This window comes from Shewanella sp. Arc9-LZ, assembly GCF_010092445.1.
In the GTDB taxonomy this organism is placed as follows: domain Bacteria; phylum Pseudomonadota; class Gammaproteobacteria; order Enterobacterales; family Shewanellaceae; genus Shewanella.
This window is the reverse complement of sequence record NZ_CP048031.1, coordinates 3,187,536-3,207,301: the sequence shown is the minus strand read 5'-3', so window position 1 is coordinate 3,207,301 and position 19,766 is coordinate 3,187,536. Positions and strand designations below refer to the sequence as shown.

The following is a 19,766-nucleotide window of genomic DNA, read 5'->3' as shown; positions in this document are numbered from 1 at the left end:
CCAATATGGAACCCCAATTAATAATAAGCAAATGGAGTGACAAGTTATGATGCGCATGGGTGTCGATCTCGGTGGTACAAAAATTGAAATAGTGGCTTTAGCCGATGATGGATCTGAAATTTTCAGAAAGCGCATTCCAACGCCAAAAAACTATCCTGGTACCATTGAAGCCATTGTCAGCTTAGTGGCTGATGCAGAATCAGCAACGGGCCAAACCGGCTTTGTTGGGGTTGGCATTCCAGGTGTTGTGTCACCGTTTACTGGCTTGGTAAAAAACTCTAATTCAACCTGGATTAACGGTCATCCGCTGGATAAAGATTTAAGTGAAGTATTAAGCCGTGAAGTACGTGTAGCTAATGATGCGAACTGTTTTGCAGTATCAGAAGCCGTTGATGGCGCAGCTGCTGGTAAAGGGGTTGTATTTGGCGGCATTATTGGTACCGGTTGTGGTGCGGGTGTTGCGATTAACGGTCGTGTCCATGGCGGCGGTAATGGCATTGGCGGAGAGTGGGGACATAACCCATTACCGTGGATGACAGCAGATGAGTTTAATACCACTACTTGTTTTTGTGGTAATCGTGACTGTATTGAAACCTTTATTTCTGGCACAGGCTTTGTTCGTGATTTTCGTGAAGCGGGTGGTGATGCCACTAGCGGTATTCAAATTTCTGAGATGATGCAACAAGGCGATCCGTTAGCCACAGCCGCATTTGAACGTTATATCGATCGCTTAGCGCGTTCACTCGCACACGTGATTAATATGATGGACCCAGACATGATTGTACTTGGCGGCGGCGTCTCTAATATTGAAGCTATTTATACTGAATTACCTAAAGTGTTACCGAAATATGTTGTTGGCCGTGAATGTGGTACCCAAGTGGTTAAAAATAAGTTTGGTGCATCATCTGGTGTTCGCGGTGCAGCATGGTTGTGGGGCAAAGACGAGAAGTAATCACTTCTTACGCGATATGCAAATACATTAAGTATTACAGTAGATTAAACGGCACTTAAAGGTGCCGTTTTTGTTTTGAGTTTGTTTTAGTGCTCGATAACGATAAACTAGCCGCAATAATGATAAACGAAGTGAATAATTAATGTTTTGGCTTAAAAAACTGTTGTCACAATTGGTGATGCCAATTCCTTTTAGCATAATGTTGTTCGTTCTGGCTGCCATTTTATGGCGAACGAATCGTGTAACGTTACTGCAATTTGGCCGAGTGCTCTTGGTTACCGCTATCGTGGTGCTAACATTAACAAGCCAATCGCAAGTGAGCTATTTTTTAGCAGATTCATTAGAATCACAGCATAACGTTAATCATCAACCGATTACTGGTTCTTGTGTTGTGATGGTATTAGGTTCAGGCAATCGTGAGCAACAAGGCCATACTGCAGTGCAGCAACTATCATCAACAGCACTGGCTCGTTTAACCGAAGGCGTTCGTCAGTTTAGGTTGGGACAGCAATGCACTTTAATTGTGAGTGGTTGGAGTGGCGGATATCTGAAGACAGCTCATGCGACCATTATGGCTCAAGCTGCAGAAGAGTTAGGGATCCCCAAAGCCAGTATTGTGGCTTTTAATGAACCCAAAGATACCATTGAAGAGGCCTATGCTTTACAACAGCGAATTGGTCAGCAGCCATTTCGATTAGTCACTTCAGCAACTCATATGCCGCGGGCGATGATGATATTCACCTCATTAGGGATGCAACCCCAGCCTGCACCGAGTGATTTTATTGCACATCAAGGTTTCTGGTGGCGTTTAGATGCAGATCAACTGCTAGCTTCGCAAAAATCTATCCATGAATATGTTGGCATGCTGTGGCTTAATATTAAAGGTATGACTGCTGATTAAATGTATTAGCTAAAAGACGTAAAGCGATATTAAAAACCTTATTTATTATATTTAGTTTAAAGGACAAACCGTGGTCAATGATGAGTTACTAATTAGCCCTTTTGCCAAACGAAATGGCATAACCTTAACGGTGGTTGGTGCCATCAGTTTAACGGCTAGCTTGATTATTTTTATCGGCCTTAACGGTTTTTTTGCCGTAGGAATGTTGTGCTTTGCATTAGGCTCAGTGGCACTCATTTTAGGTGTCGCTAAAGTGCATCAGCCGGCGGTTAGTTTTAAGCTAACTGCTGCAGGTGTGGCATTTTTTCATCGCCGCGGCCAAGTGTTTATTGAATGGCATAATATTCAACGAGTCGATTGTGCCCGAGTAAATCAAAACTTGCAGTTGATTGAGCTACCTTATATTGGCGTTAAGCTTAAACAGATTAATCCCATTTTAGACTGTATTTCACCCCGTCTTGCCACTGGTTTACTGACCGAACAGCGGCCATTACTCATGACTGCGGCCACCCAAGATGAAGATTTACAAAGTTTAGAAGGTTATTTGGGGGCTGAGTTTACGCCGCTAGTGGTCAATGGTGAACGTTACCGTGGGGTATTGGCAATGTTTGGTCATCGCTGTCAAACGTTAAACGAACAGTTGGGTTACCATGTGTATTTATCGATTGATAATTTAGATCGAGAACCGAAAGAGTTTGTGACTCTGTTACGTCAATGGCAACAGCAAGCCCAACTACAAACTCAGCAGCACACAACATCTGCGACAGATATTGAATGACACGACTAACAATCATGTAGCAGGTGTTCAAATGGCATTACAAGGCGGTTGTTTATGTGGGGCGATACGTTATCAAGTTATCGGTATGCCATTTGAAGCCGATCATTGCCATTGTAATCAATGTCGTAAAAGCGTTGGTGCGGTAGTCATGAGCTGGATGGATTTTCATACAGACAAAGTGCAGTGGTTACAAGGACCGGTGACTGAATTTGCCTCTTCAGATAACATTCGACGTGGTTTTTGTCAGCGCTGTGGCTGTTCATTGACTTACCGACATTTAGTCTATCCACAATACACTTCATTGTCGATAGCCTCTTTAGACCAACCAAATCTAGTACGACCGACTTATCATATACACACTGACAGCAGGTTAGTTGGTTAAAGATAGATGATTCTTGCCCGCGCTATAAGGCAGGTAAAACAGCAGCTAAAAAACCAGATTAACTTTCTGAGGAAGTACTCGTAAGAGGCTCTCTGTGACGATAACCTAAAAACTGGCCACCATCTAAAATTTCAATATTTTCACAATAAGCATCGCCTTCAAAAATCCCTTGCTCATGGAGGGTGATTTTTTTACAACGCGCTTTACCTGCTAATTGGCCAGCAATCATTAACTCGCGACATAAAATATCACCATCGACAGTGCCACTAGTTTCAATGGTTACATTGCCCTGCGCTTTGATGTCACCACTCACATGACCTGCAATTAGGACATCACCACTAAAAATGAGCTTACCGGTTAAATGGCATTCTTGGGCGATAAAACTGAGTGGATTAGCCGGTTGCTTTTGACGAAACATCTTAGTGCTCTTAAGTTGGTATTATGTCGGTAATATAACGTGATAGGTTGATAAACAACACTAAAATCGCTAACTGTATTTATAACATCTTTCTACATTTTGGAGGATAAATCAGTTTGAATTGCCAATGAGTATCGCATCGGCGGGGCAAGGAGACACACAAGCACCACAACCAGTACAGGCCTCAGTATCTATCATGGGTTTAGGCACTTGTCCTATTGCCATAATAAAGCTAATTGCGCGAGGGTCGCAGGCATCTTTGCAGCTCTGACACCAAACACCTTCATGGGTTAAACAGTTGTCTTTTATCGCTGCTGTAATTGACCAAGGTAATAATTGATCGCGATCAAATACAGGCTCTGGGCACACATCAACGCATTGCTTACAGAAGGTACATTCATCTTTAGTGAAATCTATTTCAGGAAAACCACCTTCACCGCGTTTAATTATTTGGGTTTCGCAGGCGGTAATGCACTTGTCACAGCGTGTGCAATTGCCAGTAAATTCCTGATCCGTTTTGCTCCACGGCGGGCGGGTAACATTGGATTTTCTGCGACTAAATAGATTACGGCGACTTTGATTAATACCTTGGTTCATTTCGGTTCCAATTGAGCTTAAATATATTTGCTGCAATCAATATTAGCATTAACTGCAGCACAAAATTGTTAAGCGCTTGGCAATTCATACCAATTCCAATAATTATCTGGTCATTCAGCGAGAATCGGCATCTTCTAGGCAAGTAATTCTTCTAGGCAAGCAATTCTTCTAGGCAAGCAATAGGATTGTAGGCATAGTTGCTCTCGGCAACAGCTCCTACGTTGCTCTATCTCGTGCATCTTGCCGCCATGGATGGTGGCAATGTCTTATTTTTTATAGAAAAAAATAGACCATGCAGTCGTACGTCAAAATACTATTAAGCAGCATAGTAGGTGCATAAACTCGTCCTGCGGGAGCCACTCAGGCTTTCCATTTTTTGTTACATTGTTTCATAAGGGAATAACCATTCTTTCAACAATGCGCCTCAAACTGAAAAACCTGAGTGACTCTGATAGATCACCTAATTAATGGCGTTGGTATTGTAACCATCAGGATTATTTGATTGCCATTTCCAACTGCTATTTGCCATATCTTCAACGGTATGGGTTGCACGCCAATCCAATTCTGTAGCGGCAAAGCTTGGGTCGGCATAACAGGCTGCAATATCACCAGGGCGGCGAGGACTAATTTGATAAGCAATGGTTTTGCCACAAGCTTTTTCAAATGCCTTGACCATGTCTAACACGCTGTAGCCTATGCCCGTACCGAGGTTATAAGTCACCAGCCCAGGTTTAGTTTGCAGCTTTTTAAGTGCTTGCAAGTGACCCATAGCTAAATCAACAACATGAATATAATCACGTACGCCTGTGCCATCTGGTGTGTTGTAATCATCACCAAAAACGCTTAATTGTTGGCGTTTACCAACAGCAACTTGTGCAATAAATGGCATCAAGTTATTAGGAATATCGTTAGGGTCTTCGCCAATCAAGCCACTTTCGTGAGCGCCGACTGGATTAAAGTAACGTAAACGAGCTATATTCCAGCTGTTATCCGAGTTATGCAAGTCAGCTAAAATATTCTCAACCATCAATTTTGACTGGCCATAAGGGTTGGTTGCGCCAGTAGGAAAATCTTCTTTAATGGGTAAGCTAGCGGGATCGCCGTAAACCGTGGCAGATGAGCTAAAAACTAAGTTTTTGACGTTATTTTCAGCCATGACTTGGCATAAAATGATGGAACCGGTGACGTTGTTTTCGTAATATTTCAATGGTTTTTCGACCGATTCACCGACAGCTTTTAATCCTGCAAAATGAATAACGGATTCGATGCTGTGATCTGCAAAAACTTTTTGCAGTAAGGCTTTGTTTAGAATGTCGCCTTGATAAAACGTGACATCTTTACCGGTAATGGTTCTAACTCGAGCCAACGCTTCAACACTTGAGTTTGATAGATTGTCTACGATGACCACTTTCTGTCCGGCCTTTAATAGCTCTACTACGGTATGTGTACCAATATAGCCTGCGCCGCCGGTTACCAAAATTGTCATAGTTTAATCGTCCTGTGAATTAATGAGTCAAGTTATAGGGCTGGTTGATTTTTGGCGATCAACTTTTATCCGATCAGTTAGATAAATAGCCTCTCATGTATTGTAAATTATCACAGTTCAATTGCCATTTAAATTATTGATGGCACGTTCAAATTAATACCGGTCAGCTTTCCTATAAAGTGAGTCAAAAGTAGTTATAAAAATGGGCGCTGAGTGAAAGCTAAATCAGTAGTTGTATTTATTTGTTTACGATTAGCACTACATTATGGCAAGACAATAAACTGTGAAGGAGTTAACAAAACATCACCCTTAGCACACTATGTAGGGAGTGAAGTTGACGTAAAGTGGAACCTATGAGTACAGCAACAAAGTATATTGCACACCAACCTGATGCCCAAGGTTACATTGATTACTCAGAGCATGAGAATCAATTATGGCAACAATTGTATCAGCGCCAAGTGACGAATATGCCGGGCCGCGCATGCCAAGCCTATTTACAAGGGTTAGATGCATTAGGCATGTCAGTTGATCGCATTCCACAATTGCCTGAAATCGATAAAGTGTTACTTGATGCAACGGGTTGGAAAACTGCTGCAGTGCCTGCACTAATTTCATTTGGGCGTTTCTTTGAGTTACTGGCCAATAAAGAGTTTCCAGTCGCGACGTTTATTCGTAGTAAAGAAGAGTTTGATTACCTGCAAGAACCTGACATTTTTCATGAGATATTTGGCCATTGTCCGTTATTAACCAATCCATCATTTGGGCATTTTTCACATATGTATGGCCAGTTAGGGCTGGCGGCATCAAAAGAAGAGCGCGTGTTTCTGGCGCGATTATATTGGTTTACTATTGAGTTCGGTTTGGTTCAGGCGAAAAATGAATCACTGCAAATATACGGCGGCGGCATTTTAAGTTCACCGGGTGAAACCATGTATGCATTAAGTGACAGCCCTGAACGTAAGCCGTTTGATTTACTCGACGTACTGCGCACACCGTATCGTATTGATATCATGCAACCTATTTATTATGTTATCGATCATATTGACTATTTAGATGAAATTGCTCGTATGGACATTATGAGCATGGTGACAAAAGCACGTCATTTAGGCATGTTTGAGCCTAAATTTGCTCTAAAAGTCAAAGCCAGTTAACGATTTATTGCAGCAGAGCAACTAATAAGATAGCTCAACAATCTGCAAGTGAGACACTATTTAATTAAGCCAAGGAGTACAAATGAACGCATTAACCGAGATGAAATGTGAAGCATGCCAAGCAGATGCACCAAAAGTAACGGATGCAGAGTTAGCAGAGCTTGTCGGTATGATCCCTGATTGGGGCGTTGAAGTTCGTGACGGCATTATGCAGTTAGAGCGGGTATATAAATTTAAAAACTTTAAGTTAGCGATGGCCTTTACCAATAAGTTGGCCGATTTAGCTGAAGCTGAGTTCCATCACCCAGGTATCTTAACCGAATGGGGCAAAGTCACAGTGACGTGGTGGTCACACTCAATTAAAGGCTTACACAAAAACGATTTCATTATGGCTGCCAAGACAGACCAGTTGTTAGACTAGTTACTATCGTCATCCATTTCAGCATGTTACGTTAACGTAATGTGCTGAAATAGTTTCTCTGTTACAATTCTGCTGTAAACTTCACTTGCCACTGAAGCCATATCCCTCTAACGTTATGCCAAATTTCCGCAATAAAACATTAATAAATAGGGAATCGTTACATTATGCGTTTGGAAGTCAGTTGTATCGATCGCGTGGGTTTAGCGAAAGACATCCTCGTCGTGCTTGAAAAACATGGTATTAACTTAATTGCCATTGATGCCAGTAATAAAGGTTTCCTGTTTTTGCAGTTTGCAGAAATCAGTTTCGAAACCCTGCGTGAGCTAATGCCACAAATTCGTAAAGTCGAAAGTGTGCATGATGTCCGTACCGTATCTTTTATGCCGTCAGAGCAAGAACATTACGCCCTAAAAACCTTACTTAAAACCTTACCCGATTCGGTGTTTTCAACAGACGCGAAAGGGCGGATCCGCATAGCCAATGAGTCGGCATTATTGACGCTTGGTATGGCTGAACATGAAGTGGTGGGCGAGTCACTTAATCATTGGGTACAAGGGTTTAACTTTGCTCGTTGGATGAGTGAAATACCGGTGTTGGCGCAAGCCACACGAGTTCAAATTAACTCGAGCGAGTATTTGGCTGAAATGCTGCCAATTTACTTACCCGATGACGATGAAAAAACTATTTTAGCGGGTGCGGTTATCTCGCTGAAATCACCCGCTAGAGTGGGTAAACAGTTTAATGCTCTGCAAAATCAAACCACTGGTTTTGATAATGTATTGGCTATCAGCGACAAAATGAAAGACATACTCAAGCAAGCCAAGCGTATGGCACAACTTGATGCACCGTTACTTATCACCGGTGAAACGGGAACGGGTAAAGAGTTGATGGCCCGTGCGAGTCATGATGCCAGCATGCGCCGCGAACATCCTTTTATCGCGATAAACTGTGCGGCTTTGCCCGATAGTGTCGCAGAGGAAGAGTTGTTTGGCTTTGTCAGTAATGGCACCGTCGTTAAACGCGGTCTATTTGAAGAAGCAAAAGGCGGTACGGTGTTTCTTGATGAAATTGCCGAGATGTCTAAAACCGCACAAGTTAAATTATTGCGTTTATTACAAGACGGAACTTTTAGACGGATTGGTGGCGATGAAGAAGTACGCGCCGATGTGCGGATTATTTGTTCAACCCAAAAACATTTGGCTGAACTTTGCCAATCCGGTGAGTTTAGAGAAGATTTGTACTATCGAATTCATGTCTTAAGCTATCACATGCCATCACTGCGTGAGCGTCGTGTAGATGTGATTCCATTAACTGAGATGTTTTTAGAGCATTATAGTCAGCAGTTATCGAGTCCCTTAAGACGTATATCGGCAAGTTGTCGCGATTACCTATTTACCTATGCATGGCCGGGTAATGTGCGCCAATTGAAAAATGCGATTTTTAGAGCGGTATCAATGTGGGATGGCTCAACAGAATTGACCGTTGAGCAACTTAAATTACCTTCATATGCTGAAGGCTTTGGCTACTTCGATGAAGAGTTCGAAGGCACGTTAGACGAGGCGATGAAAGAATATGAAGCCAGTTTATTACGTCGGTTATATCCCGCGTACCCAAGTACACGCCAATTAGCCAAAAAGTTAGGTGTGTCTCATACCGCTATTGCTAACAAGTTGCGTGATTACAGTATTAGTAAGAAAAAGTAATGTAACGATTTAATGCCAGCCAAGTGCTGGCATTTTGGTCATTTTAACGCTAACAATCAGTGTTGACGTGGCCTTTTATGTTTTGTAACGAATAATTTACAAATCACGATTAGCACCGCAAAAATGTGATTTAGTACCTACTATAGGATTTTCCGTCACGATCGGTTATTCCTATGGTTAGATTGAGAGTCTTGTATCGAATAGGACGCAGATCTCACCCAGAATTTAGGAGCAGTAATGAAACTTGCAAGTTATCACAACGGACGTCGCGACGGCCAATTGATGTTAGTCAGTAAAGATTTGACCAAAACAGTCGCGGTACCCGCTATTGCCCATACTATGCAGCAATTATTAGATGCTTGGGATTTGCTATATCCACAACTTAATGAGTTGTATGAAGCACTAAACGCCGGTCAGATGGACAATGCAGTAGATTTTGATGAAGCACGTTGTTTATCTCCTTTACCAAGAGCCTACCAATGGGCCGATGGCAGTGCGTATGTTAACCATGTTGAGTTAGTACGCAAAGCTCGTGGCGCTGAAATGCCTGCATCGTTTTGGACTGATCCTTTAGTGTATCAAGGTGGTTCTGACTGTTTTATCGCCCCTAAAGCGGATATTCAAATGGCCAGTGAAGAATACGGTATCGATTTCGAATCAGAAATCGCTATTGTTACTGATGATGTTGCCATGGGTGTTAACAGCGAAGATGCAACTAAGCACATCAAATTATTGATGTTAGTTAACGACGTATCACTGCGTAACTTAATCCCAGGTGAATTAGGTAAAGGCTTTGGCTTTTTCCAATCTAAGCCATCGAGTGCCTTTTCACCCATTGCGATTACCCCAGACGAGTTAGGTGACAAATGGCAAGACAGCAAAGTACATTTGCCGTTAGTGACTCATTTAAACAGTGAGTTGTTTGGCCGCCCTAATGCCGGCGTCGACATGACGTTTAACTTTAGCCAGTTAGTAGAGCACGTGGCTAAAACACGTCCATTAGGCGCAGGTGCAATTATTGGTTCTGGTACTATTTCTAACTACGATCGCAGTGCTGGTTCAAGTTGTTTAGCTGAAAAACGCATGCTTGAAATCATTGCCGACGGTAAAGCATCAACACCCTTTATGCATTTTGGCGACACCGTTCGCATTGAAATGTTTGATGATAACGGTGTGAGTATCTTTGGTTCTATCGATCAAAAAGTGGTTGAATACAAAGCTTAAGATTATGAAAGCGATATAAATCGAAATATAAAGGCAATAGCGATTAATCGTTATTGCCTTTTTGTTAGGCAGATTAAAATAAAAATAAGGGAATTTGCATGAAACTCTATGGCTACTGGCGTTCAAGTGCGGCATATCGCGTGCGTATTGCGTTAAATTTAAAGCAGTTAACGGCTGAACATATTTCAGTTCATTTGGTTAATAATGGTGGTGAGCAACATTCTGAGGCTTACCATCAACTCAACCCCTCGGATCTTGTGCCGACGTTTATCGACAATAATGAGTCAGGCGAGATTAACTTATCGCAATCGTTAGCCATTATAGAATACCTCGACGAAAAACACCCTCAGCAACCGTTACTTCCCAGCAATATTGAGCAGCGAGCTATTGTTCGCAGCATGGCTCAAGCCATAGCATGTGAAATTCATCCTTTAGATAATCTTCGAGTATTACAATATTTAGTTAACGAAATGGGTGTATCAGAAGCTGATAAAATGCGTTGGTATCACCATTGGATACACCTTGGTTTTGCTGCTTTAGAACAGCAGTTAAGCCGATATTCTGGACGTTTCTGCTTTGGTGATACGCCTTCGCTGGCCGATATTTGTCTGATCCCGCAAGTGTATAATGCCAAACGCTTTAATTTAGAGCTTGCTGCGTATCCTAATATTGTCAGAATTTGGGATGAGTGCCATAAGTTACCTGCATTTGCTGATGCCGCGCCAGAACAACAGCATGACGCGACGTAATCAAACCTTGTTTAATCAGCACCAGTTAAATCCGCCCCTGTTAAACCAAGTGGCCATTGATCAGTTGCAACATGGGCAGGCTAAGCCATTGTTCTTGTTGTGGCAGTGGTTACAACAAGATGAACTTAGAATGGCAGCCTTAATGACGTGTCAGAAAGTGATGCAACAACAAGGGATCACAGATTGGTTAATTAGTGCGGGTTTTATACGCAATTTGATCTGGGATAATTTGCACAGCATGACCTCACAGCCCTTAAACGACATTGATGTCATTTACTGGTGTGATAACACCCCATCTTCTGCAGAAGACCAGGCGATTGAAGCTTTACTCGTTGAGCAGATAGCTCTGCCATGGTCGGCGAAAAACCAAGCCAGAATGCACCTTAGAAATGGTGATATGCCCTATAGTTCTTGTGTTGATGCCATGTCATTTTGGCCAGAAAAACAAACGGCTATTGGGGTTAAATTAGTCCCCTCTGATGACCATACAATAGCTGAGTTTCAATTACACGTGACGAGTGTGTTTGGTTTAGGCTGTTTGTTTGACTTGTCATTAAGTCGAAATCCAAAGCGTGACAAAGCTATTTTTAACCATCGCGTGTCCCAAAAGGGATGGTTAATGCATTACTGCAAACTATCTGTAACAGATTAATCATCAATAATAATTCACCTGTTCAACCTCACAAAACCTAACTGTTAAATACATCTTTCATCTCTTTACCGCCTCACTTTGTGATCTAAATCATGTGTCTGAGATCTAATTAGGTACCTCTATAGGGGTACTGCTGTTTTGTTGATCTGAATCAATGATGTTAACGATTAACTTCAGTAGGTTAACCGCAAATGTTAAGGATGCACAGAATTGCATCTAGTTGTCATTGCCAAGGAGTGTTAAAAAATGAATAAGAAAATTACCCTAAGTTTAGTTGCTGCTTCTTTATTAACTGCTGGTTTTTCATTTGGTGCTGCGGCCCATCAAGCAGGAGATATTATTGTTCGTGCTGGTGTGGCAATGGTTGCTCCAAATGAGTCAAGCCCTGTAGTCGCAAATATTGCTGAATTTAGCGTAGATAACGATGTCCAATTAGGGCTAAATTTTGGTTATATGCTAACTGATAATATCGGCATTGAATTATTAGCGGCATCGCCTTTTAGTCACGATGTGTCACTGGGTGAACTCGGTAAAATTGCTGACTCAAAGCAATTACCTCCAACACTGGTCGCACAATATTACTTTGGCGATTCACAGTCTGCTTTACGTCCCTATATTGGTTTAGGGATTAACTTTACCAACTTTTATGACAGTGAATTTACTCAAGAGGCGAAAGATCTTGGCTTAGATAATTTGAGCCTATCGAACTCTTGGGGCGTGGCGGCTCAAGTTGGGCTTGATTATCAAATTGACAAGAAATGGTTGGTTAATGCGTCTGTTTGGTATGCTCAAATTGCAACGGATGTGAGCTTTGATATGGGGGCAGATCATGTTGTGGTTGATACAGACATTGATCCTTGGGTTTACATGATCAGCGTCGGTTATACTTATTAAGCTAGGGTAGAATACGTTAGCGAAAAACGAACATATGAAACAGGAACCTACGGGTTCCTGTTTTTGTTGATGGCACTTATGGAGACTTTTTACGCGGTTTCCAATGGCGAGTATTGTAAATGTACTCTGGTAATAAACGATTTATCCACGCGACAATGCGCCAGCGTTTAGTGACATATACTCGGCGTTTACCTTTTTGCAAGGCTGAGATGATTTGTGTAGCCACTTTATCGAGAGGCGACAACAGCAATTGTGTATTCAAATGAACGGCTTTATCAAATAACCCTAATTGAATATCACTAATGGTAATAGGCAGCTTTAATCGTTGTGCATGCATACTCAAGCCTTGCAGGTAATTTTCAGCAAAGGCTTTGGAGGCATGATAAGCCACATTAGGCCCTCCACGTTGACCGGCTATTGAGTTAATGGCGGCTAGTTGGCCGTAACCTTGCTCGCACATTAATTTAAAAATACAGTTATTTGCCGCAGCAAAGCCCATTACGTTAATATCGATAGTGTGCTTATCAATTGCCCAAGGCAGGGTAGAATCGTAGTCATTAACACCGGTATTAACAATCACCAAATGGGCGCCATTATGTTTGCTCCAAGCGGCATTCAGCTGTGCTATTAGTGTGTCAGGTTGATTAATTACTAACGGATATACACTGACATCGCCAGGCAGACTTTGACTAAACTCGTTAAGTGATTCAGGGTCGTTAACAAAAAGCACCAGCGAAACTTGCTGTGCAGATAACTGTCTGGCTAAGGCTTGGCTCAGTTGAGAGCTGGCGCCAATAATCATCGCTGTTGCTGTAGACATGATTCATCTCATCAAAAATAATGACTCATAATAGAAATAACATCAGTTGATAACAAGTAAGAAAAAAATTCAACTTGAGACGTGTAGACTTCTAGCCATCCAAGTGTATGATGGTTATCTAACAGATTGACCGATATTAACGTTAGCAATAAGCCATTCTGTCGCGGTTTAGGCTGGGTGAGTAGGTTAGTTATGTTTGCAAACGACATTTGACAATCGATGATGACCGCTGTTTTTAGCGCTAAACTGAATGTTGAAACTGTGACATAACAGACATTAACGTTATTGTGAAAAGGCTGGTTGGTTAATCGAGCGCTGGTTAATCAAGTACATGTGTTTAATTAATCTAAAGGTGAGACGTATGCCGGTTCGAATTCCAGATAACCTGCCTGCAGCAGGTATTTTAGAGTCAGAAAATATCTTTGTGATGTCTGAAACCCGAGCTGCTAATCAGGACATTCGTCCAATGCGGGTATTAATCTTGAATCTAATGCCTAATAAAATCGAAACTGAAACCCAGTTATTGCGATTACTGGGCAATACGCCCTTGCAAGTTGGGGTCGATTTATTACGCATTCATGATAAGGAATCTAAGCATACATCAGTGGATCACATGAATACTTTTTATCGTGATTTTGAAGACATTAGAAATAACAATTACGATGGTTTGATTATTACAGGTGCACCGTTAGGAAAAATTGATTTTAAAGATGTGGTGTATTGGGACCACATTCGCGAAATTATTGACTGGTCACAACAACATGTCACTTCAGTACTGTTTTTGTGTTGGGCAGCTCATGCTGGTTTGTATCATCTTTATGATTTACATCGTCAGTTATTAGCGAATAAACGTTCAGGTGTATTTAATCATCGAAGAACCAGCGACCCACATCCACTATTGCGCGGTTTTGATGATGAGTTTTTTGCACCGCACTCACGATTTGCTGAAATGGATATTGAACAAATTCGTCAACATCCAGATTTAGAAGTGTTGGCTGAATCAGACGAGGCTGGCGCGTATATTGTGCTCAGTCGTGATAATCATAATGTGTTTGTTATGGGTCACCCTGAGTATCAAAAAGACACCTTGAATGAAGAATATGTGCGCGATGTTGGCGAAGGCCTCAAGCCAGATATTCCGCAAAACTATTACCGACAAGATGACCCAACACAAGATACTATTGTTCGTTGGCATAGTCATGGCAGCTTGTTAGTCAGTAATTGGCTTAATTATTATGTTTACCAGTTAACGCCATATGACTTGTCTGACATGAATGCGAAAACACCATGGGAAAGTAAAACGTAAACTTGAATATAGTTATACCGGCGTTTTAACGTTGACTTCGTTTCGATAAAAGCTATTGTTAAACTTAGATGTTTTTATTGTAAGGTCGAGGTTAAATGGTTAAAACCAAGTTGATGATATTATTGGTGTGTGCAGTAAGCTGGCCGCTAACTACTTGGGGGGCCGGTGACATTTTTAGTGACGCTAATGGCACTATTATGAATGGCGCCAATGTTAGCGACAATACCGTTAGCAACAATACTGTTAGCAACAATACTGTTAGCAACAATACCGTTAGCGATAATACTGAAAGCACAGAAATTACTGAGATCAAACAACAGTTAGTCACATTAAGCTCACCACAACAACGCATTGACTTTTTACAACAACAGCGACCACAAAGTGCTCAATGGCCGATTGAACAGCAAGGCCAGTTATTGCATTTACTGGCAATAGAGCAAGAAGTTAACAGTGATCTTGTTGCTGCAATTAACAGCTATAGCCATGCCATTAAATTACTTACACCACATCCTCTTAGCAAAGAATTGGTCAAAAGCTATCTCGAGCGTTCATTCATACTTTACCTTCAAACTAACGACACCCAAATTTATTGCCCAGATCGTGAAGTGGCGGTTACATTAGCTCGTCAACTTGGACAAGTAGATATCTTGGCCGAAGTGTTAGCGCAAAGTGCGTATTGCCATAATAAACCAAGTGATTTTGGCGAAGGTCTCAAAAGGTTAAATGAAGCTTTAGCGTTAGCACAACAGCATCAATTAGGACTGAGTCGTCAAGCGATGATATTCAATGCCACGGCTGCTATCTATCGTGACAATGGTTTAAACCGTAAAGCCTACGAATACTTTAACAAAGCCTATGACTTTTGGGAGCAAGCCCAAGATAAGCAAGACATGTTTAATATGTTACATAACATGGTGGGCGAATCGATTAAATTGGCCTTGTGGGGGGAAAATAAAGCTCATTTAGCCCAAATGCAGCAACTGGTAGAGCAATCGCCAGAGTTTGCTGATTTTGATTTTTTCTATCAATTTAATACGGGTATTAGCTGTTGGGCTCAAGGTTTATTTCAAGAAGGTATAGATCATTTTTTACGCGCACTTGAAGTGCAAGATACAACCCAAGAAAAATACTTTGTCGACGCTACGCATGCATGGTTGGCATTGAGTTATTTTCGCCAACAACAACCAGATAAAGCTTTTAAGTATGCTGAAATATTTTCTGGTTCGGCGACTTATGACGGCCATTCCAATGAACTGAAATTGATGATTGCGGCCATTATTGATTACGCCAATGGGTCGAGTAATCTGGGCATGAATAAGCTTTTGGATACCATCGATTTACAAAAAAAGAACTTTGCTAACATCATAAATAACGATGTGGTTAATTCATCATTAGACCATAATCTTACCGTGGCTGAGTTTAATAACCGCCTGCTCGAAAAGCAATTGGCCATCAATAAGCTGAATTTGGAAGCCGAAATCGATACTCAAAAAATCACTAACTTATCAATGGCAATCGCGGTGCTAATTGCTTTGGTGTTATTAGTGCTGGTCATTTTCTTGTGGCAATCTCGCCGACAATTTAAACGTCGCTCTCAAACGGATTATCTGACTGGCATTGCTAATCGACGTCATACTTTTGAGCAGGGCAAAAAGCGCTTTAATCAGGCTAAAAAACATCATCGACCACTCGCCGTTATTATGTTCGATATAGATAACTTTAAAGTCATTAATGATCATTATGGCCATGACGTTGGTGATTTAGCCATAAAAGCGTGTGGTAGACGTGCACGTAATTGGCTCAAGAAAAACGATATTTTAGGCCGCATAGGTGGCGAAGAGTTTTTAATTATTTTACCCGATACCGAGCAAGCACAAGCCGTTGACATAGCCGAGCGATTGCGAACCAGTATTGAGTCAAACCAGTTTGTGTTTAACGAGGTTAAAATGAATTTCACCATTAGTGTGGCTGTCGCTATGTTAACCCCGCAAACTCATGAACTTGTCGACATTATTAAGCAAGCCGATTTAGGCTTATATCAAGCAAAAGACAACGGCCGCAATCAAGTAGTGATAGTGGACCAATAACCTTCTCTAAGTGCCGATTTAGTTTATTGAGTCACTACGGCTACTTTGTGCTTAGACTAAAGTTTTACGCTGAATAATTCACTCAACAGTAATCATGTTACTGATAAATAGATATTGATATGTATTATAAAAAACAACATCTTACATCAAATTCAAATGTGACATTCTTAAACTGTAAATCTTCACTGACAATTCCAATCAATTAACATCAACATTTAGACCATTTTTTACTTGCTTTACGTTCGCGTCAACGTCAAAGTGATATCCATATTATTGATGTTATTTTTTAAGCGCAGTAAATTGGAGTGGTTATGAGTACAGAGCAAACAGGTCAAGATATCGTTATTGTTGCCGCGAAACGCACACCAATGGGTGGGTTTCAAGGGGCATTGTCTGAGGTAGCTTCTCCAGTATTAGCAGCAACCGCTATCAAAGGTCTTATCGCCCAAACGGGGATCTGTGTTGATGCTGTTGACGAAGTATTGATGGGTTGTGTATTGCCAGCCGGTCTGGGCCAAGCGCCTGCTCGCCAAGCGACTCTAGGTGCAGGTTTACCGTTAAGTGTTGGTGCAACAACAGTCAATAAAGTTTGTGGTTCAGGCATGAAAACCGTCATGTTAGCGCACGATTTAATTAAAGCGGGTAGCAGTCAAGTTGTGGTTGCGGGTGGCATGGAAAGCATGAGCCAAGCACCATATTTACTCGACAAAGCGCGCAGCGGTATGCGCATGGGCCACGGCAAAGTAATGGACCACATGTTTTTAGACGGCCTTGAAGACGCTTATACCGGTGGTGCAATGGGCACATTTGCCCAAAAAACGGCAGATGACTTTGGCTTAACTCGTGAGCAAATGGATGCTTTTGCATTAAGTTCGCTGGAAAAAGCCAATGCAGCGATTAACTCTGGCGCATTTAAAGATGAAGTAGTGCCTGTAACCATCAGCACGCGTCGTGGCGACGTGACGGTTGAGATAGACGAGCAGCCTGGTAACGCCCGCCCTGAAAAAATCCCGACATTACGTCCTGCATTTACCAAAGACGGCACAATTACAGCTGCCAACTCAAGTTCAATATCAGACGGCGCAGCAGCGTTAATGCTAATGAGCCGCGACAAAGCTGCTGAATTAGGATTAACCGTAATGGCAACAATTAAAGGTCATACTACCCATTCACAAGAACCGTCAATGTTCACCACCGCACCGGTTGGCGCGATGCAAAAACTGTTCGATAAAGTGCAGTGGAACAAAGATGACGTCGATTTATACGAAATCAACGAAGCGTTTGCCATGGTCACTATGTTAGCGATTTCTGAGTTGAACTTAGATGTCAGCAAGGTCAACGTTAATGGCGGCGCATGTGCAATGGGACACCCAATTGGTTGTTCTGGAGCGCGTTTGCTAGTCACATTGATTTATGCCCTAAAAGCACGCGGCCTTAAGCGCGGCGTGGCATCGTTATGTATTGGTGGCGGCGAAGCCACAGCAATGGCGATAGAAGTGTAAATAGACAATACAAGTTAAGTTCGACAAGACCACCGCACAGGTAAATATATACGCAGCCACTTAATATGTGCGACTGACAAACATAATAAATCGCATTACCTGCGCAGTAACTCAATACGAGTGATGTTATTCACTCATAAGATGTTCAAGGATCGAGGAAAACAACATGATCACACAAGTTAAGCATTATATTGATGGCGAATTCACTTATGGCAGCGGCGATCGCAATATTGATGTGACCAATCCAGCCAATAATAGCGTTATTGCTAAAATTAACTGCGCTACTACTGCCGAAGTAGAGCAGGCCATTCACAGTGCCAAAGAAGCGTTTAAAACCTGGAAAGAAGTCCCCGTGTCTGAACGTGCGCGCGTCATGTTGCGTTATCAACATTTGCTCAAAGAGCATCACGATGAACTAGCAACTATTTTAGCTCACGAGACCGGTAAAACTTTTGAAGATGCTAAAGGTGATGTATGGCGCGGCATTGAAGTTGCTGAACATGCTTGTGGTGTTGCCTCGTTAATGATGGGCGAAACCGTTGAAAACGTCGCTCGTAATATCGATACCTATAGCTACACTCAACCATTAGGTGTGTGTGCCGGTATTACTCCGTTTAATTTCCCTGCGATGATCCCATTATGGATGTTCCCGTTATCTATCGCTTGTGGTAATACGTTTATTTTAAAACCGTCAGAACAAGATCCAATGACGCCACAGCGTTTAGTGGAGTTATTTGTTGAAGCGGGCGCGCCAAAAGGCGTGTTACAACTTATTCATGGCGACAAAACAGCAGTCGACATCTTGCTAAGAGACCCAGCCATTAAAGCGATTTCGTTTGTAGGCTCTGTGGGTGTTGGCCAATACATTTATAAAACCGGTACCGACAACCTAAAACGTGTGCAAGCGTTTGCAGGTGCTAAAAACCATTGTGTGATCATGCCTGATGCGAACAAGCAGCAAGTGATCAATAACATGGTGGGAGCCTCTGTGGGTGCTGCTGGTCAGCGTTGTATGGCCATTTCAGTCGCGATTTTTGTCGGTAAAGCCAAAGAGTGGATCCCTGAACTAAAAGACGCGTTAGCTAAGGTTCGTCCTGGTTTATGGGATGACAAAGATGCTGCTTACGGCCCTGTTATCAGTCCAGCAGCAAAAGAGCGCGTACTCAAATTGATTGCTCAGGGTAAAGCTGAAGGTGCTGATTGCTTACTCGATGGAACCGATTTCACCGTTGCAGGTTACGAGTCGGGTAACTGGGTTGGCCCAACCATGTTTACCAATGTCACCACCGACATGAGCATTTACAAAGAAGAGATTTTTGGTCCGGTACTGTGTTGTATGGAAGCGGATAACTTAGACGATGCTATCGAACTGGTTAACAACAGCCCTTACGGTAACGGTACCTCAATCTTTACTGCATCAGGCGGAGCTGCACGTAAATATCAACATGAAATTGAAGTAGGCCAAGTGGGTATTAACGTGCCAATTCCTGTGCCATTACCTTTCTTCTCATTCACAGGTTGGAAAGGCAGTTTCTATGGTGACCAACACGCCTACGGCAAGCAAGCGGTACGTTTCTGCACCGAAACCAAAACCATCACCACCCGTTGGTTTGACTCAGAAGCCGTTAGCGGTCCTAACATGAGTATTGATCTTAAATAGAAATGATGTTTATTGCCGTGACGCTGTCACGGTAATATTTTTCGCTAAACAACAAGACCACCTTACCTCCCATTGCAGCTAGT

At 42.1% G+C, this 19,766-nt stretch carries 18 protein-coding genes and 1 pseudogene; 15 read left to right on the top strand and 4 right to left on the bottom strand.

Translation table 11 applies throughout. The features are described 5' to 3' along the window. Nucleotides 1-46 precede the first annotated feature (46 nt). The 4 genes and pseudogenes from mak (at nt 47) to GUY17_RS13725 (ending at nt 3,075) form a co-directional block, all read left to right on the top strand. A complete protein-coding gene (gene mak, locus GUY17_RS13740; RefSeq protein WP_162023473.1) occupies nt 47-952 on the top strand; it encodes a fructokinase in 906 nt (301 codons plus the stop codon). A gap of 142 nt (nt 953-1,094) precedes the next feature. Beyond that, a complete protein-coding gene (locus GUY17_RS13735) occupies nt 1,095-1,853 on the top strand; it encodes an ElyC/SanA/YdcF family protein (protein WP_162023472.1) in 759 nt (252 codons plus the stop codon). Between the two features lie 70 nt (nt 1,854-1,923). Continuing rightward, the gene (locus GUY17_RS13730; RefSeq protein WP_162023471.1) at nt 1,924-2,631 is read left to right on the top strand and encodes a DUF2982 domain-containing protein; all 708 of its coding nucleotides are present in this window, start codon (nt 1,924-1,926) and stop codon (nt 2,629-2,631) included. Nucleotides 2,632-2,662: 31 nt separating this feature from the next. Next, a pseudogene (locus tag GUY17_RS13725) lies at nt 2,663-3,075 on the top strand (GFA family protein). Here GUY17_RS13725 and GUY17_RS13720 read toward each other — a convergent pair. The 3 genes from GUY17_RS13720 to galE all read right to left on the bottom strand — a co-directional run bounded on the left by GUY17_RS13720 (nt 3,072) and on the right by galE (nt 5,514). Then, nucleotides 3,072-3,431 (bottom strand): polymer-forming cytoskeletal protein, encoded by a 360-nt coding sequence (locus GUY17_RS13720; protein WP_101086677.1) that lies wholly within the window; start codon nt 3,429-3,431, stop codon nt 3,072-3,074. The pseudogene GUY17_RS13725 and the gene GUY17_RS13720 overlap by 4 nt on opposite strands. A gap of 111 nt (nt 3,432-3,542) precedes the next feature. Beyond that, complete coding sequence (gene napF / locus GUY17_RS13715; protein ID WP_162023470.1) at nt 3,543-4,028, bottom strand: ferredoxin-type protein NapF; 486 nt, start codon at nt 4,026-4,028, stop codon at nt 3,543-3,545. A 460-nt stretch (nt 4,029-4,488) separates the two neighbouring features. Further along, nucleotides 4,489-5,514 (bottom strand): UDP-glucose 4-epimerase GalE, encoded by a 1,026-nt coding sequence (gene galE / locus GUY17_RS13710; protein ID WP_162023469.1) that lies wholly within the window; start codon nt 5,512-5,514, stop codon nt 4,489-4,491. A 353-nt stretch (nt 5,515-5,867) separates the two neighbouring features. Between galE and phhA the strand changes: the two genes are divergently transcribed. From phhA to ompW, 7 genes are all read left to right on the top strand, one after another. Continuing rightward, nucleotides 5,868-6,665 (top strand): phenylalanine 4-monooxygenase, encoded by a 798-nt coding sequence (phhA, locus tag GUY17_RS13705; protein ID WP_101086680.1) that lies wholly within the window; start codon nt 5,868-5,870, stop codon nt 6,663-6,665. An 82-nt stretch (nt 6,666-6,747) separates the two neighbouring features. Then, complete coding sequence (locus tag GUY17_RS13700) at nt 6,748-7,086, top strand: 4a-hydroxytetrahydrobiopterin dehydratase (protein WP_059747329.1); 339 nt, start codon at nt 6,748-6,750, stop codon at nt 7,084-7,086. Nucleotides 7,087-7,250: 164 nt separating this feature from the next. Further along, nucleotides 7,251-8,789: a transcriptional regulator TyrR gene (gene tyrR, locus GUY17_RS13695; RefSeq protein WP_101086681.1), complete on the top strand. Its 1,539-nt coding sequence runs from the start codon at nt 7,251-7,253 to the stop codon at nt 8,787-8,789. A gap of 237 nt (nt 8,790-9,026) precedes the next feature. Continuing rightward, complete coding sequence (locus GUY17_RS13690) at nt 9,027-10,013, top strand: fumarylacetoacetate hydrolase family protein (RefSeq protein WP_162023468.1); 987 nt, start codon at nt 9,027-9,029, stop codon at nt 10,011-10,013. A gap of 98 nt (nt 10,014-10,111) precedes the next feature. After that, nucleotides 10,112-10,762 (top strand): maleylacetoacetate isomerase, encoded by a 651-nt coding sequence (maiA, locus tag GUY17_RS13685; protein WP_162023467.1) that lies wholly within the window; start codon nt 10,112-10,114, stop codon nt 10,760-10,762. Beyond that, nucleotides 10,749-11,414, top strand: coding sequence for a nucleotidyltransferase family protein (locus GUY17_RS13680; RefSeq protein ID WP_162023466.1), 666 nt, complete (start codon nt 10,749-10,751; stop codon nt 11,412-11,414). Before maiA ends, GUY17_RS13680 begins: the two co-directional genes overlap by 14 nt. A 246-nt stretch (nt 11,415-11,660) precedes the next feature. Next, nucleotides 11,661-12,308, top strand: a complete 648-nt coding sequence (gene ompW / locus GUY17_RS13675; RefSeq protein ID WP_101086685.1) for an outer membrane protein OmpW — start codon at nt 11,661-11,663, stop codon at nt 12,306-12,308. Nucleotides 12,309-12,384: 76 nt separating this feature from the next. Here the strand turns inward: ompW and GUY17_RS13670 are convergent, their stop codons facing one another. Further along, complete coding sequence (locus GUY17_RS13670) at nt 12,385-13,128, bottom strand: SDR family oxidoreductase (protein WP_101086686.1); 744 nt, start codon at nt 13,126-13,128, stop codon at nt 12,385-12,387. A gap of 361 nt (nt 13,129-13,489) precedes the next feature. Here GUY17_RS13670 and metA point away from each other — a divergent pair, with 361 nt between their 5' ends. From metA to GUY17_RS13650, 4 genes are all read left to right on the top strand, one after another. Continuing rightward, nucleotides 13,490-14,434, top strand: a complete 945-nt coding sequence (gene metA, locus GUY17_RS13665) for a homoserine O-succinyltransferase (RefSeq protein WP_162023465.1) — start codon at nt 13,490-13,492, stop codon at nt 14,432-14,434. A 95-nt stretch (nt 14,435-14,529) separates the two neighbouring features. Further along, nucleotides 14,530-16,521: a diguanylate cyclase gene (locus GUY17_RS13660; RefSeq protein WP_162023464.1), complete on the top strand. Its 1,992-nt coding sequence runs from the start codon at nt 14,530-14,532 to the stop codon at nt 16,519-16,521. Nucleotides 16,522-16,832: 311 nt separating this feature from the next. After that, nucleotides 16,833-18,023: an acetyl-CoA C-acyltransferase gene (locus GUY17_RS13655; RefSeq protein ID WP_162023463.1), complete on the top strand. Its 1,191-nt coding sequence runs from the start codon at nt 16,833-16,835 to the stop codon at nt 18,021-18,023. A gap of 166 nt (nt 18,024-18,189) precedes the next feature. After that, a complete protein-coding gene (locus GUY17_RS13650; protein ID WP_162023462.1) occupies nt 18,190-19,683 on the top strand; it encodes a CoA-acylating methylmalonate-semialdehyde dehydrogenase in 1,494 nt (497 codons plus the stop codon). Nucleotides 19,684-19,766: the final 83 nt, after the last annotated feature.